Genomic DNA, 15053 nt, shown 5'->3' on the forward strand with positions numbered 1-15053 from the left:
CCGCCACAGCGCCGCAGCTGCTCGGGAGAACGGGCCGCCGCGGATCCTACGGCTGCTCCTCCGAGGTGTCCACCTCGTGGCGCGGGGCAGGTGAACCCCGTTCAACGGCAGGGTGTCGGTGACGTTGACGTGCGGATTCGGGCGGTGCTAAGAAGATTGCGGGCCTGGGTTCGACCGGGGGAGCGCGGCATCGCCGGAGCCCGCGCTCCCATCGTGGCGGTGCCGTCGGTGGCGGTTCGACGCAATCGTTTCCGGCGCCGACCGCGCTATCGGAATCCGAGGACAGACATGGCCGATCTCGGTGTGCTGGAACACTGGCGATTGTTGGAGCTCGCGAGCGTCAGCGACGAGGTCCTCGGTGGGAGCGGGGACCACGACGACCTCGACCTGGACGACCTCGTCGCCGGGGTGGACTGGGACCAGGCGGTGCAAGCGGCGCTGAAGCACCGCCTGGTGCCGAGGCTGGCGGACTTCCTCATCCGCTCCGGGCGCCTGTCGGCGGTGCCGAAGCAACTGCGCCGGGTGCTGGTGCAAGCCCTGCACGACAACAGGTACAAGACCTCGCTGGCCTCGCGGGAGGCCGCCCGGGTCGTCGCCGCGCTGGTCGCGGAGGGCGTCGTGGTGGCGTGCACCAAGGGCATCACCTTCCAGTCCACTTTGTACGGGGGGTTCGGCGGCCGGACGTTCGACGACATCGACCTCATGGTCCACGAGGAGAGCCGGGGCAAGGTGTCCGAGGTGCTCCAGGGGCTCGGCTACCTCCCGAACATGGCGCACGACCTGGACACCGACCGGCTCGTCCCGCGCGACCGCCGGGAAGTGGCGATGTACCGCGTGTACCCGGACCACCTCCCGCACTTCATGCGGCCGTTGACCGGGCAGGCCGTCCCGTACTTCGTGGTCGACGTCTGCTTCAACATCACCTGGTACGGCGCGAAGTGGCAGGTCCCGATGGGAGAAGTGCTCGCCGAGCTGGGCCGCGTCCGGGTCCCGGTGGTGATCGACGGGGTGGAGGGCGCGGTGGAGCTGCCCGCGCTCACCACCCCCTACGACTTCGTCTTCACGGCCATGCACCTGTTCCGGGAGGGCTGGTTCGAGCGGACCGAGGCGTTCGAGCACCTGCGGTTGGGGCAGTTCGCCGACCTCCTGAGGCAGTGGCGGCGCCTCGGCCCGGCGGACGGGGCGGCGTTGACCGAGGTCATCCGCAGGCACGAGATCGGTCCTCCGATCGCCTGGGCGTGCCACCACGTCGACCAGGTCTTCACGAGCTCGATCACCGAGGGGCTGGGGCTCGAGGAGTTCCGCGACGACGCGTGGCTGCACAGCGCGAGCGGGGTGGACGGCTCGTACCTCTCGTGGTCCGGTGGGATGCGGGACCGCCTCCGGCTTGGCCGGCGGCCACAGGTCGAACCGGCGCCGGCGCCCCCGTTCGCCGCCGACGCGCGAGTCGGTCGGCGATGAGCGGGACCGCGCCCCGGCACACGTCCCCCGCACCGGACCTGGGCGGGCTGCCGGCCGCCCTGGCGACCGGCTCACCGGACAAAGTCGTGCTGGCGGACCCGGCCGGCCCGGTGAGCCGCGCCGGGCTGGCCCGGCTGACCGCCGCCGCGGCGGGGTGGCTGGCGGACCGGGGCGTGCGGCGCGGGGACCGGGTGCTCGTGCGGGCGAGCGCCGACCGGGTGACGGTGGCGACCCTGTTCGGCTGCCTGCGGATCGGCGCGGTGTTCGTCCCGTACGGCACGGACACGACGCCCTACCAGCTGGACCACCTCCTGGCCGACGCCGACCCGGCGCTCCTGCTCACCGGCGACCCGAGCGACCTGGACCGGGCCCCGGACGTGCGCGGCGCCACGCACGAGGAGGTGGCGGCCGAGGCCGCGACGGCGCCCGACGCGCCCGACGCGCGGGTCGAACCGGACGACCTGGCGCTCCTGCTCTACACCTCCGGGAGCACCGCCCGGCCCAAGGCGGTGATGTGCACCCACGCCCAGGTCTCGTTCGCTGCGCGGGCGGTGGCGTCCGCGGTGCGCTACGACGCCGACGACGTGGTGTTCTGCCGGCTCCCGCTGTCCTTCGACTACGGCCTGTACCAGACGTTCCTGACCCTCCTGGCGGGCGGCACGCTGGTGCTGTCGGACGCCTCCCGCGACTCCCGGTTGCTGGTCGACCTCGCGGCGCACGGGGTGACGGTGGTGCCCGTCGTGCCGTCGCTCGCGATGATGCTCCTCCGGCTCGCCCGGCGCCGGGCGGGTGCGCCCGCGCTGCCGCGGCTGCGCTTGTTCACCAACACCGGTGAGCACCTGTCGCCGGGCACGGCGGCGGAGTTGCGCCGGGTCTTCCCGGGCGCCGGGGTGCAGCTGATGTTCGGCACCACCGAGTGCAAGCGCACCACCGTGCTGGAGGTCGACGGCGACCTGGACCGCCCCGGCTCGGTGGGCCGGCCGCTCCCCGGCACCGGCGTGCGCGTCGTGGACCGCGACGGCCGCGAGCTCCCGCCGGGCCGGACCGGGGAGATCACCGTGCGGGGGCCGCACCTGATGGCGGGCTACTGGCGGGCGCCCGAGCTCACCGCGCAGCGCTACCGGGTGGACGCCGCCGGCGAGCGGTTCCTGCTCACCGGTGACTACGGCCACCTGGACGCGGACGGGTACCTGTACTTCGAGGGCAGGCGGGACCACCTGTTCAAGTCCCGGGGCGTGCGGACCTCCGCGGTGGAGATCGAGGAGGCCGCCGCCACCCTGTCCGCGGTGACCCAGGCGGCCGTCCTGCCGCCGACCCCCGAACGGGGCGCGGTGCTGTGCGCGGTCGCCTCCACCACACCCGAGGACGTGCTGACCGGGCTGAGGCAGCGCCTCGGGCCCGCCAAGACGCCGGCCGACTGCCGCGTGGTCGACTCCCTGCCCCTGACCGGGAACGGCAAGGTGGACCGGCGCGCGCTGCGCCTGCTCGTGGACGGCGGTGCGGAGTGAGCGACCTGGTCGGCGCGGAGGGCGCCCGGAGCCTCGCGGAGCGGTACGGCACCCCGCTCTACCTGTACGAGCTGGACGAGGTCGACGCGGCCGTCGCGGAGCTGCGGCGCGCGCTGCCCGACCCGGCGGTGCTCTACTACTCGCTCAAGGCCAACCCGCACCCGCTGCTCGCCCGCGTGCTCCGGGACGCCGGGTGCCAGGCGGAGATCAGCTCCACCGGCGAGCTCGCCGCCGCGCGCGAGGCGGGGTTCGCCGGCGCCGACTGCCTGTACACCGGACCCGCCAAGACCGAGCAGGAGGTCGCTGCGGCGCTCGCCGCCGGGGTGCGCCGGTTCTCCGTGGAGTCGGAGACCGACTACCACCGGGTCGCCGCGCTCGCCGCCCGGGCCGGTGTGCGGGCGGACTGCCTGGTGCGGGTCAACACGATGCGGGCGAACGGCGCGAGCAGCCTGCGGATGAGCGGCGCGGCGACGCAGTTCGGGGTGGACGTCGCGGACTTGGCCGAGCGGCCCGCCGCGTTCGCGGCCCGACCGGGGGCACGGGTGGTCGGCCTGCACTTCTTCGCGGTCAGCAACGCCTCCGGCGAGGAGGTCGTCGCGGAGGAGGTGTCGGCGGGCATCGCCGCCGCCGCCCGGCTGCGCGACGAGGCCGGGATCGACCTGCGGGTGCTGGACCTCGGTGGCGGGTTCGCCGCGCCGTACGCGCGGGAGGGCGACCGGCCGGGCTACGGCGGGCTGCGCGCCGCGGTCGAGCGCGGGCTCGACGAGCACCTGCCGGGTTGGCGTGCCGGTGAACCCGCCGTCGCCTTCGAGTCGGGGCGCTTCCTCGTCGGGTCGTGCGGCCGGCTGCTGGTCCGCGTGGCCGACGTCAAGCGCGGCCGGGGTCGCACCTTCGTCGTGCTGGACGGCGGGATCAACCACCTCGGCGGGCTGTCCGGCCTCGGCAGGCTGCTGCCGGTGGCCGCCCGCGTGCTGCCGACCGGGGAAGCGGGGGCCGGGGCCGCCGTCGAGGAGCGGGCGACCGTGGTGGGACCGCTGTGCACCCCGGCCGACGTGCTCGCGCGGGACGCCGCGCTCAGCTCGCCGACCGGCGGCGACCTCCTGGTGATCCCCAACGTCGGCGCCTACGGCCTGACCGCGAGCCTGATCGGTTTCCTCAGCCGGCCGGTCGCCGCCGAGGTCGTGCTGCGCGGCGGCCACCCCGTGGACGCCTCACGGGTGGAACTGCGCCGGGTCCCGATCCGGGCGCGCGCCGCCGAAGCGGACGTGCGCCCGCCCGAGCTGTCAGGGAGCGTGTGAGGTGCGGACGGGATCCGGTGTCGCGACGGCCGTGGCGGAGGTGCTGCCGGTCCTGCGCGAGCACGCCGCGCGGGTGGACGAGGACGCCGCCTTCCCCGAGGCCGGGCTCGGCGCGTTGGCCCGGAGCGGGCTGCTCGGCCTGCTCGTGCCCGTGGAGCACGGCGGGATGGGCGGCGATCTGGTCGACCTGGTGGAGGTCGCCCAGGAGCTGGCCGCCGCCTGCACGTCCACGGCGCTGATCTGGGCGATGCACTGCCAGCAGACCGACTCGCTGGTCCGCCACGGCACGCCGTGGTCGGACGAGCACGTCCTGCCCCGCGTCGCGCGCGGGGAGGTCTACCTCGCGTCCGTCACCACCGAGCCGGGCAAGGGGGGCCACCTGCTCACCGGGGTGGCCCCGCTCCGGCCGACCGACGACGGGCTCCGGCTGGACCGGGACGCGCCGGTCGTCACCGGGGGGCTGCGCGCACAGGGCTTCCTGATCACGATGCGGGCCTCGGACGACGCGGCGGGCAACCGGCTCACGCTGGTCTACGCCGACCGGGACCAGCTGGACGTGACGCCGACCGCGGGTTGGGACGCGCTGGGGATGCGCGGCACCGAGAGCGTCGGGCTGACGATCTCCGGGACGGTCCCCGCGCACCAGGTGATCGGCGAACCCGGCGGCTTCCGCGCGGTGGCGGTGGAGAGCATGGCGCCGGTCGGCCACCTCGGCTGGGCCGCCTGCTGGCTCGGCACCGCGCGGGGCGCGTTCGGCGAACTGGTGGGCCGGCTGCGGTCCGGCAAGCGGCCCGCGGGGACCGACGTGACCTCCGAGCTCGGGGCGGAGCGGATCGCCCGCGTCCGGATGGACCTGGAGCTCGTCAGCGGGTACCTGCACCGGGTCACCGACGAGGTGGTCGCGTTGCGGGCGGCGGGGAGGCCGCTGTCCGCCAACGAGGTGCAGATCCACCTCAACACGCTCAAGGTGGCCGCGGCCGAGCTCACCTTCCGCGCCGTGGACCGCATGGTGCAGCTCGCCGGTCTCGGCACCGGGTACCGCCGGGACTCGCCGCTGCCGCTGGAGCGGCACCTCCGCGACCTCCGGTCAGCCGGCCTCAACTACGCCAACGACCGCCTCCTGGTGTCGACGGGCGCGCTGACCCTGATGGACCGCGCCGTCCGCCTCGCCTGACCACCGCGAGCGGGAGACCGGGAACGGGAAGGAGACCACATGACCGGTTCCGACTGGCCCGAGGAGTTCGACGAGTTGCTGCGGGCCTACCTGCCGCTGCTGCGCGACGACGCCCCGCTCGCGCAGGGGACGCCGCTCGCCGACCTGGGGCTGGACTCGTTGTCCACGGTGGGTCTGCTGGTCGACGTGGAGGACGCCTTCGGCGTGCAGTTCCCCGACGACGCGCTGGTGCCGGACACGTTCGCGACGGCGTCGTCGCTGTGGTCGGCGGTGGCGCGGCAGCGCGAGCTGGCGGAGGGGTGACCGGGGTCGGCGAGGTCCTGCGGGAGCGGTGGCGGCTGCTGTCCCTCCTGCCGGGCGCGGGGCGCGGACTGCTGGCCGCGCTGCTGGCGGCGCACCTGGTGACGGCGGTCGCCACCGCCCTGACGGCGGTCGTCACCGGTCGGCTGCTGGACCGCGCGCTCGCCGGGTCGCAGGTCGGGGACGTCCTGCTCCCGCTCGGCGCGGTCGCGGCGCTGGTGCTGGCGGGGCAGTGCGCAGAGATCGCGCGGGAGCCGCTGGACCTGCTGGCCGCGCGGCGGATCGTCGGGGCGCTCCGGGCACGGGTGCGCGCCCGCGTCGCCGAGCCCGAGGGCATCGCGCACCTCGGCGACGACGCCTACGGCACGGACCTGGCGCGGGTCTCCGAGTCGGGCGGTTGGCGGACCCGGACGCCGGGCACCGGAGCCGTGGGGCAACTGGTCCTGCTCGGGCGGCTCACCGGCGCCGTGCTGTGCGCCGCCGTCCTGGCCTGGCACGCTCCGCTGCTCGCTGCGTGGCTGCTCGCGGTCACCCTCCTGATGCGCGCCACCATCCGCCGGCAGTGGGTGCGGCTGAGCGCCACGTGGGACGACCACGCCGGTGACCGGCGGCGGATGGAGTACTGGGCGGACACCCTCGGCGAGGTCCCGGCGGCGAAGGAGGTCCGCCTCTTCGGCCTCGGCGCCTGGCTGACCGACCGGTACCGGCGCCAGGCCGAGGGGTGGCTCGACGTGATCTGGCGACAGCGCCGCGGCATCCTGCGCCGCCAGTGGTGGACCTTCCTCCTCGCGCTGGTGACCGGCTTCGCCGCGCTCCACGTGCCCGGCGCGGCGCTGGCGGCGGGCGAGCTGGGCCACGGCGAGCTCGTCACGATGGTGCTCGCCGCCTGGGGCGTCTTCGCCGTCGGGGCCATGGGCCACGAGGCGTTCGACATCGAGTACGCCACCGGCGCCGTGCGCGCCTTCGACCGGCTCGACCGGGCTCCGACCGGGTCCGCCGCCCGGGGCGGCGCGCCCGCGCCCGGGGCGGCGCCGCACCTCCGCTTCGACCGGGTCGGCTTCCGCTACCCCGGAACCGACCGGCCCGTCCTGGACGGCTTGGACCTGACCGTCCGCCCCGGCGAGGTGCTGGCGGTGGTCGGGCGCAACGGCGCCGGCAAGACCACGCTGATCAAGTTGCTGACCGGCCTGCTCCGACCGGCTGAGGGGCGGATCACCCTGGACGGCGCCGACCTGGCCGACTTCGACGTCGCCTCCTGGCGGCGGCGGGTCACCGCCGTCTTCCAGGACTTCGTGCGCTACCCGCTGACCCTGCGCGAGAACGTCGCGCTCGGCGCCCCCGAGGTCGACGCGGCCGACGACGCGATCCGGCGCGCGGTCGAGGCGGCGGGCGGCCCCGGCTTCCTCGACCGGCTCCCCGACGGGCTGGGGACCCTGCTCACCAGGGAGCACTCGGGCGGGGTCGACCTGTCCGGCGGGCAGTGGCAGCGGATCGCGATCGCCAGGGCGCTGTTCGCCCTCGCGCACGGCCGGCAGGTGCTGGTCCTCGACGAGCCGACCGCCCACCTCGACGTCCGCGCGGAGGCGGAGTTCCACGAGCGCGTGATCGCGGCGGTCCCCGGTGCGACCGTCATCCTGATCTCCCACCGCCTGTCCGCGGTGCGCCGCGCGGACCGCATCGTCGTGCTCGACGGCGGCCGGATCACCGAGTCGGGCAGCCACGTCGAGCTCATGGCCCGGGACGGTGAGTACGCCGGCCTGTACCGCCTCCAGGCCGGCCGGTTCGCGGCGGACCGCGCCGAGGGGGTGTCGACGTGACCGGGCGCGGCCGGGCCGGGGGCCAGGTCGTCCTCACCATGCTGCGCCTCGCGTACGCGGCCGACCCCCGCGCCACGGTCACCGCGCTGGTGCTCGCCTCGGTCAACGCCCTGGCAGTGGCCGGGATGGGGCTCGGCGTGCGCGAGGTCGCGGGCTCGGCGGGGTCCGGCCCGACCGGGTTGCTGCTCGCGGCGGCGGTCGGCGCGGTGGCGTACGCGGTGATCGCGGCGGTGCAGCGGGTGCAGCACAACATCCAGGTCGACCTGACCGAGCGCGTGGACGTGGCGCTCTCCAGCCGCCTGTTCGCGCTGACCTCGGCGATCCCCACGCTGGAGCACCTGGAGCGCGCGGACTTCCTCGACCGGCTGCGCCAGGTCCGGACCGGCACCGAAACCCTCGCCGGCGCCTGCTGGGGCGCGGCCGGCGCGGTCTCGTCGCTGCTGAGCCTCGGGCTCAGCACGTGGCTGCTGGTCGGGGTCCACCCCGCGCTCGTGCTGCTGGTGCTGCCGGCCGTGCCGCCGCTGGTCTTCTCCCGGCGCGCGTCGGCGGCCCTCGGCCGCGCCAGGGACCGGACCGCCGACGCCGACCGCCGGGAGGCGCGCCTGCACCGGCTGGCGACCGACGCGGAGGCCGCCAAGGAGTTGCGGATCAGCGGGAGCGACCGCGTGGTGGGCGAACGCGCCACCGCGTACTGGGAGAAGGTCACGACCGGCCTGGTGCACGGGCAGGTCCGCGCCGCCGCGTGGCGGGCGGCGGGTTGGGTCTGCTTCGCCGCGGGGTACCTGGCCGCGCTGGCGTTCGTCGCGCACCTGGTCGCGCAGGGGCGCAGCGGACCGGGCGACCTGCTGATGGTCGCGAGCCTGTCCGGTTACCTCCGGGCACAGCTGCAGGCCACCGTCGCCGGGGCGACCCACCTCGCCGAGGGCCGGCACACGATGGGGCACCTCCGCCGGCTGGAGGAGCACGCGGCCACCGCCCGGCACCCCGGCACCGAGCCGCCACCGGCGCGACTGCGCACCGGGATCTCGTTGCGCGGGATCCGCTTCACCTACCCGGGGACCGACGACCCGGTGCTGGACGGGGTGGACCTCGACCTGCCGGCGGGCGCGGCGGTGGCGCTGGTGGGGGTCAACGGGGCGGGCAAGACCACCCTGGTGAAGCTGCTGACCGGGATGCACGAACCGTCAGCCGGGGAGGTCCTGGTCGACGGCGTGCCGCTGCGGCGGCTGGACCTCGGGCTGTGGCGGGCCCGGATCACCGCCTCGTTCCAGGACTTCGTCAAGTTCCAGGTCACGGCCGGGCACGCGGTGGGGCTCGGCGACCTGCCGCGCGCCGACGACCGGGACGCCGTGGCGCGGGCCATCGACCTCGCCGACGCCCGCGCGGTCGTCGACCGGCTCCCGCGCGGGGTGGACAGCCGGCTCGGGCGGGTCTTCGACGGCGCGGAGCTGTCCCACGGCCAGTGGCAGCGCCTGGCGCTGGGCCGCGCGGTGATGCGGCGCGCGCCGCTGCTGTCGGTGCTGGACGAGCCGACCGCCGCGCTCGACCCGCAGGCAGAGCACGACCTCTACGAGCGGTTCGTGGGCGTGGGGCGGGACCGGCGCGCCACCGCCGGCGCCATCACCCTGTTGGTCTCCCACCGCTTCTCCACCGTCCGGATGGCCGACCTCATCGTGGTGCTCGCGGAGGGGCGGGTCGCCGAACGCGGTACGCACGAGGCCCTCATGGCGCTCGGCGGCCGGTACGCCGAGCTCTACGGCACGCAGAGCGACGCCTACACCGCCCACCCGGACCCGAACCCACCTGGAGCGCTGCGATGAAGCACCTTCCCGACCGGGCTCGGATCGGCGGCGCCGGATGAGCGCCCCCGGTCCGCTGTGCTTCGGTCAGATGTCCGTCTGGCGGGCGATCGGGACCAACCCGCTGGTGGACGGGGTCCGGTCGCAGCTCACCAGCGTCCGGCCCGTCCCGGCGGGTGCCACCGAGCAACGGGTCCGGGCCGTGGTGGACGCGCTGTGGCGGCGCCACGAGAGCCTGCGCACCACCTTCGACCAGGTCGACGGCCAGGCGCGCCAAGTCGTGCACCAGCGCCCGCGCGACGTCTTCGAGGTCCGTTCGCTGGACGCGGTGGAGGACCTGGCGCCGTGCGCCGCGGAGCTGTTCGCCGGACGGCTCGCCCTCTCCGGGGGGTTCGCCTGGCGGGTACGGCTGATGCTGGTCGCGGACGGGACCGCGGCCGTCGCGGTCGCGGTGCACCACATCCTCGCCGACGGCTGGGCGTTGCGGTTGCTGCTGGCCGAACTCGACCTGGGCCTCACCGACCCCGCCGCCGCCCGGGCGGTGCTCGGGTCCCCGGCGCCGGCGCCGGCCGCGCTCGCCCGCCGGCAGTGGTCCGCAGCCTGGGCCGCCCGCCGGTCGGCCGCGCGGGCTCACTGGACCCGGGTCACCGAGGAGTTCGGGCCGCCCGCCCCGGCGGCCGGCCCGCCGGGCGAGCGGATCTGCGCGTCGCTCGACCTGGGCGCCGCCGGCGGCGCCGTGGCCGAGCTCGTCGACCGGCACCGGGTCACCGCGCAGACGATCGTGCTCGCCCTGTACGCCCTCGGTGTCCGGGCGACCACGGGGCGGCAGCGGCTGGTGGTGCACCTGATGGCGGCCAACCGCCTGCGCCCGGAGTGGCACGACCTGGTGACGTCGATGAACCAGCTCGTGCCGGCCGGGATCGTGGTGGACGACGAGGGCGGCGTCGCCGACCTGCTGCGCCACGCGCAGACCGCCGGCCTGGCGGCGATGCGCAACGGCTGCCACGACGAGGACGAGGTCGCCGCGATCACCGGGCAGCCGCCGGGGTCGCCGGTCGACCACGTCCTCAACTACATGCCGCGGTCCTGGCCCCGCCCCGCCCCGCCGGCGCGCGGCCCCCGGCCGCCCGTGCGCGTCGGGCCCTCGACCCGACCGGCCATCGCGGGGGTCTACGGACTGGTGACCGGCGGCGAGAGCCCGGCGCTGGAGCTGCACGCGGACTCCGGCAGCTGGCCGGAGGCCCGGCTGCGCCGGTTCCTCGGCGGCACGGAGAAGGCGCTGCGGCGGCTGGCGACCCGCCAGGACGCCCGGGTCGCGGACCTGGTGGCACTGTACTGAGGAGGTGACCGGTGCTCTCCCTGTCCTTCGCGCAGCGACGGCTGTGGTTCCTGGAACGCCTCGCCGGCGCGAGCGCGACGTACAACCTGCCGCTCGTGCTGCGCTTGACGGGCGCGGTGGACGTCGAGGCGCTGCGCGCCGCGCTGACCGACGTGGTGGTGCGGCACGAGTCGTTGCGCACGGTCTTCCCCGAGCGGGACGGCGAGCCCCACCAGCGAATCCTGCACCCGCGCGAAGCCGCGCCGCGACTGGCCGTGGTCCCCGTGCCGGAGCGGGACCTCGACGCCGCCCTGCGCGTCGCAGCCTCGGCGCCGTTCGACATCACGACCCGCCCGCCGCTGCGGGCGGTGCTGTTCGTGCCGGGCGCGGGCGAGGCCGTCCTGCTGCTGGTCGTGCACCACGTCGCCACCGACGGCTGGTCCACGGCCCCGCTGGTCCGCGACCTGTCGACGGCGTACCGGGCCCGTTCGGCGCACGGGTCCGCGCCGTCCTGGGCGGAGCTCCCCGTCCAGTACGCCGACTACGCGGCCTGGCAGGTGGAAGTGCTCGGCGACGCCGACGACCCGGACAGCGTGCTGTCCCGGCAGCTGGCGTACTGGTCACGCGCGCTGCACGGCCTCCCGGAGACGATCGCGCTGCCCACCGACCGACCTCGGCCCGCGGTCGCGAGCCGGCGCGGCGCGGCGGTCCCGGTCGACCTGGGCCGCCACCGGCACCGCGCCCTGCTGGACCTGGCCCGGCGGCACGACTGCACGGTGTTCATGGTGCTCCACGCGGCGCTGGCGGTGCTGCTCACCCGGTTGGGCGCGGGCACCGACATCCCGATCGGCTCGGTCGTCGCCGGCCGGACCGACCCGGACCTGGACGACCTGGTCGGCCTGTTCGTCAACACCCTCGTGCTGCGCGTCGACACCGGCGGCGAGCCGGAGTTCCGGGAGGTGCTGCGGCGGGTGCGCGCGGTGGACCTGGCGGCGCTGGCCCACCAGGACCTGCCCTTCGACGTCCTGGTGGAGGCGGTCAACCCGCCGCGGAGCCTGGCCCACCCCCCGCTGTTCCAGGTGCTGCTGGCGTTCGGGAACGCGCCGGGGGCGGAGCCGGACTTCGGCCCCGTCCGCGCCGTCCTGCAGGAGCTGGACGTCCCGGCCGCCAAGGTCGACCTCACGCTGCAGCTCCGGGACCACCACGGCGCCGACGGCGAGCCGCTGGGCATCGACGGTGTCCTGGAGTACGCCACCGACCTGTTCGACCGGCGGACCGCCGACACGATCGCGGCCCGGCTGGTCCGGGTGCTGGACGCGGCCGTGGCGGCGCCGGACGTGCCGATCGGCGAGATCGACCTGCTCTCGGCCGAGGAGCACCGACAGGTGCTCGTGGGGTGGAACGACACCGACCGCGACCTGCCGCGCACGACCCTGCACGAGGAGGTCGTCCGCCAGGCGTCGCGTTCGCCCGACGCGCTCGCCGTGGTCCTCGGTGAGCAGCGGATCACCTACGCGGACCTCGTCGACCGCTCGGCCGCGCTGGCCCGGCACCTGGTGGGATTGGGCGTCCGACCGGGCGCCGCGGTCGGGGTGGCGCTGCCCCGCTCACCCGACCTCGTGGTGGCGCTGCTCGCGATCCTGCTGGCCGGCGGCGCGTACCTCCCGCTCGACCCGGACCACCCGGCCCGGCGCCTGGCGCACGTCCTGGACGACGCCCGCCCGCTCGCGGTGGTCACCGACCGCGCCGGGCCGCCCCTGCCCGGGGTGGCGCTGGTCGACGTCGGCCTGCCCCGGCCGCCGGCCGCGGCGAGCTTCCCGGTCCCGGACCACCGCCACCCCGCGTACGTCATCCACACCTCGGGTTCCACCGGCCGGCCCAAGGGCGTGGTGGTCTCCCACGGCGCGATCGACAACCGGCTCCGCTGGATGCAGGCGGACTGCCCGCTCACCTCCGCCGACCGGGTCCTGCACAAGACCCCGATCGGGTTCGACGTCTCGGTCTGGGAGCTGTTCTGGCCGTTGCGGGTGGGCGCCACGCTGGTGCTCGCCCCGCCGGGCGCCCACCGCGACCCGGCGCTGCTGGCGTCCACCATGGACCGGCAGCACGTCACCGTCGCCCACTTCGTGCCGTCGATGCTGCGGCTGTTCCTCGCCGACCCGGCGGTCGTCGCCGCCCCGCCGGCGGCGCTGCGGCGGGTGTACTCCAGCGGCGAGGAGCTGCCCCGGGAGACGGCGGAGGAGTTCCACCGCGTCTTCCCCGCCACGGACCTGGTCAACCTGTACGGCCCGACCGAAGCGGCGGTCGACGTCACCGCGCACTGGAGCGCGCCGGGTGAGGCCGGGCCGGTGCCGATCGGCCGACCGGTCTGGAACACCCGGGTCCGGGTGCTGGACGCCCGCCTCCGCCCGTGCCCGGTGGGGGTGGCGGGGGAGTTGTACCTGGCGGGGGCCCAGCTCGCCGAGGGTTACCTGAACCGCCCGGCGCTGACGGCCGGCCGGTTCGTCGCCGACCCCTACGGCGCGGGCGGGGATCGGATGTACCGCACCGGCGACCTCGTCCGGTGGCGGCACGACGGTGAACTGGTCTTCCTCGGCCGCACCGACCACCAGGTCAAGCTGCGCGGGCAGCGCGTCGAGCTCGGCGAGGTCGAGAGCGCGTTGCGCACCGCCGCCGACGTGGGGTCCGCGTGCGCGGTGGTGCGCCGGGACGGCCACGGCGAACAGGTCCTCGCCGCCTACGTCTCGCCGGCGCCCGGCGCCCGCCCCGACCCGGCGGCACTGCGCCGGCTGCTCGCCGACCGGCTCCCCGCGGCCGCCGTGCCGGCCACCGTCACCGTGGTGCCGGAGCTCCCCCTGGGCCCCAACGGGAAGCTCGACCGCGCCGCGCTGCCCGAACCGACGATCACGCCCTCGGGCGGGCGGCCCCCGGGCAGCCCGGTCGAGCGCGGGCTCGCCCGCTTGGTCGAGGAGGTCCTCGGGGTCACCGGCGTGGGGCTCGACGACGACTTCTTCGCGCTGGGCGGCCACTCCATGCTCGTGGTGCCCTTCGTCCGGCGCATCCGGCAGGAGTTCGGCGTGGAGGTGCCGATCCACGAGGTCTTCCGCTCGCCGACCGTCGCCGCGCTGCTGCGCCGGCTGACGGCCGCCGCCGGGCAGGGCGCCGGGCAGGGCGGGTTCGGACCGGTGCTCCGGCTGCGCCCCGGCGGCAGCGGCGCGCCGCTGTTCTTCGTGCACCCGGCCGCCGGGCTGAGCTGGTGCTACACGAGGGTGCTCCGGCACATCGGCGCGGACCGCCCGGTGTACGGCCTCCAGGCGCGGACGGCGGACCTGCCCGGCTCGGTGGGCGAGATGGCGGACGACTACCTCGCGCGGATCCGGCGCCTCCAGCCCGAGGGGCCGTACCACCTGCTCGGCTGGTCGTTCGGCGGCAACGTCGCCCACGCCGTGGCGGTGCGGCTGCGAGCGGCGGGGGAGCGCGTGGCGCTGCTCGTGCTGTTCGACAGCTACCCGAACCAGGCCGACCGGGACCGCCCCGTCCCGGACGAGCGCGAACTCCGCTCGACGGCGCTGTGGAACCTGCTCGGCCGACCGCCCGCCCCCGCCGACGAGGCGGACGTCCCCGGCGCGGTGCGGCGGGAGTGCCCGCCACTGTCCGGAGCGGACGGGGAGCAGGTCGAGGCGGTGCTCCGGGTGGGCATGAACAACGTGGCGCTGCTGGCCTCCTCGACGCCGGAGGTCTACGACGGTGACCTGACGGTGGTGGTCGCCGGCCGATCGGGGCCGTCCGGGGCGCTCCCGGTCGACGCCTGGCGCGTGTTCGCGACCGGGCGCGTCGACGTCGTCACCATCGACTCCGGCCACCACGAGATGTTCACCACCGCCGCTCCGGCGACCGGGGCGGCGTTGTCCGCGATCCTGCGGGACGCCGAGTCCGCACCGACCCCCGGGGGGTGGTCATGACCAACCCGTTCGACGACGCGGAAGCGTCCTTCCACGTGCTCGTCAACGACGAGGGGCAGCACTCGCTGTGGCCGGAGCAGGTCCCCGTGCCCGCCGGCTGGGCCGTCGTGCTGCGCGACCGCCCCCGGGCGGAGTGCGTCGCGCACGTGGAGGCGGAGTGGACCGACCTGCGTCCGCGCAGCCTCGCCGCGGCGACCGACGGCCCGGCGCCCACCGAGGAGGGCCGATGACGCCCCCCGCGCCGGCCCCGCGATCGGAACCGCGCCGCGACCGGCGTGGTGGCAGGGGAGCGGTGGGCGCCGCGCGCGGCCGGCACGCGCACCGCGTGCTCGTCGACGGCCCGGCCGACCCCGAAGGGGGACGGCAGCCGACCTCCGCCCGGCGACGACCCCGTCGCCCTCCCGCTCCCGGCACGG

Annotated in this window: 10 protein-coding genes; all 10 read left to right on the plus strand. The window is 76.1% G+C overall.

Annotation, left to right across the window (positions count from 1 at the left end):
* Positions 1 to 288 precede the first annotated feature (288 nt).
* The 10 genes from JOE68_RS26520 (at position 289) to JOE68_RS26565 (ending at position 14867) form a co-directional block, all read left to right on the plus strand.
* Entirely contained in the window at positions 289 to 1461 is a 1173-nt protein-coding gene (locus JOE68_RS26520; protein WP_204845039.1) for a nucleotidyltransferase family protein, read from the plus strand.
* A complete protein-coding gene (locus tag JOE68_RS26525) occupies positions 1458 to 2969 on the plus strand; it encodes a class I adenylate-forming enzyme family protein (protein WP_204845041.1) in 1512 nt (503 codons plus the stop codon). Before JOE68_RS26520 ends, JOE68_RS26525 begins: the two co-directional genes overlap by 4 nt.
* Positions 2966 to 4267, plus strand: a complete 1302-nt coding sequence (locus JOE68_RS26530; RefSeq protein ID WP_307819913.1) for a type III PLP-dependent enzyme domain-containing protein — start codon at positions 2966 to 2968, stop codon at positions 4265 to 4267. Before JOE68_RS26525 ends, JOE68_RS26530 begins: the two co-directional genes overlap by 4 nt.
* Position 4268: 1 nt before the next feature.
* Complete coding sequence (locus JOE68_RS26535; protein ID WP_204845043.1) at positions 4269 to 5441, plus strand: acyl-CoA dehydrogenase family protein; 1173 nt, start codon at positions 4269 to 4271, stop codon at positions 5439 to 5441.
* A 39-nt stretch (positions 5442 to 5480) separates the two neighbouring features.
* Complete coding sequence (locus tag JOE68_RS26540) at positions 5481 to 5744, plus strand: phosphopantetheine-binding protein (protein WP_204845045.1); 264 nt, start codon at positions 5481 to 5483, stop codon at positions 5742 to 5744.
* Positions 5741 to 7558, plus strand: a complete 1818-nt coding sequence (locus JOE68_RS32290) for an ABC transporter ATP-binding protein (RefSeq protein ID WP_204845047.1) — start codon at positions 5741 to 5743, stop codon at positions 7556 to 7558. The genes JOE68_RS26540 and JOE68_RS32290 overlap by 4 nt, the downstream gene beginning before the upstream one ends.
* Positions 7555 to 9378: an ABC transporter ATP-binding protein gene (locus JOE68_RS32295; RefSeq protein WP_204845049.1), complete on the plus strand. Its 1824-nt coding sequence runs from the start codon at positions 7555 to 7557 to the stop codon at positions 9376 to 9378. The genes JOE68_RS32290 and JOE68_RS32295 overlap by 4 nt, the downstream gene beginning before the upstream one ends.
* Before the next feature lie 70 nt (positions 9379 to 9448).
* On the plus strand, positions 9449 to 10696 hold the full coding sequence (locus JOE68_RS26555; RefSeq protein WP_204845051.1) for a condensation domain-containing protein: 1248 nt from the start codon (positions 9449 to 9451) through the stop codon (positions 10694 to 10696).
* A gap of 11 nt (positions 10697 to 10707) precedes the next feature.
* Positions 10708 to 14637, plus strand: a complete 3930-nt coding sequence (locus JOE68_RS26560; protein ID WP_204845053.1) for a non-ribosomal peptide synthetase — start codon at positions 10708 to 10710, stop codon at positions 14635 to 14637.
* Entirely contained in the window at positions 14634 to 14867 is a 234-nt protein-coding gene (locus JOE68_RS26565) for an MbtH family protein (RefSeq protein WP_204845055.1), read from the plus strand. Before JOE68_RS26560 ends, JOE68_RS26565 begins: the two co-directional genes overlap by 4 nt.
* Positions 14868 to 15053: the final 186 nt, after the last annotated feature.

It is taken from the genome of Saccharothrix algeriensis, assembly GCF_016907655.1.
GTDB classification, from domain to species: Bacteria; Actinomycetota; Actinomycetes; order Mycobacteriales; family Pseudonocardiaceae; genus Actinosynnema; species Actinosynnema algeriense.

What these genes read in the sequence shown, in the direction of transcription:
- JOE68_RS26555 (WP_204845051.1), top strand. Translation starts at nt 9,449, where the DNA reads ATGTCCGTCTGGCGGGCGATCGGGACCAACCCGCTGGTGGACGGGGTC.
- JOE68_RS26520 (WP_204845039.1), top strand. Translation starts at nt 289, where the DNA reads ATGGCCGATCTCGGTGTGCTGGAACACTGGCGATTGTTGGAGCTCGCG.
- JOE68_RS26565 (WP_204845055.1), top strand. Translation starts at nt 14,634, where the DNA reads ATGACCAACCCGTTCGACGACGCGGAAGCGTCCTTCCACGTGCTCGTC.
- JOE68_RS26540 (WP_204845045.1), top strand. Translation starts at nt 5,481, where the DNA reads ATGACCGGTTCCGACTGGCCCGAGGAGTTCGACGAGTTGCTGCGGGCC.
- JOE68_RS26525 (WP_204845041.1), top strand. Translation starts at nt 1,458, where the DNA reads ATGAGCGGGACCGCGCCCCGGCACACGTCCCCCGCACCGGACCTGGGC.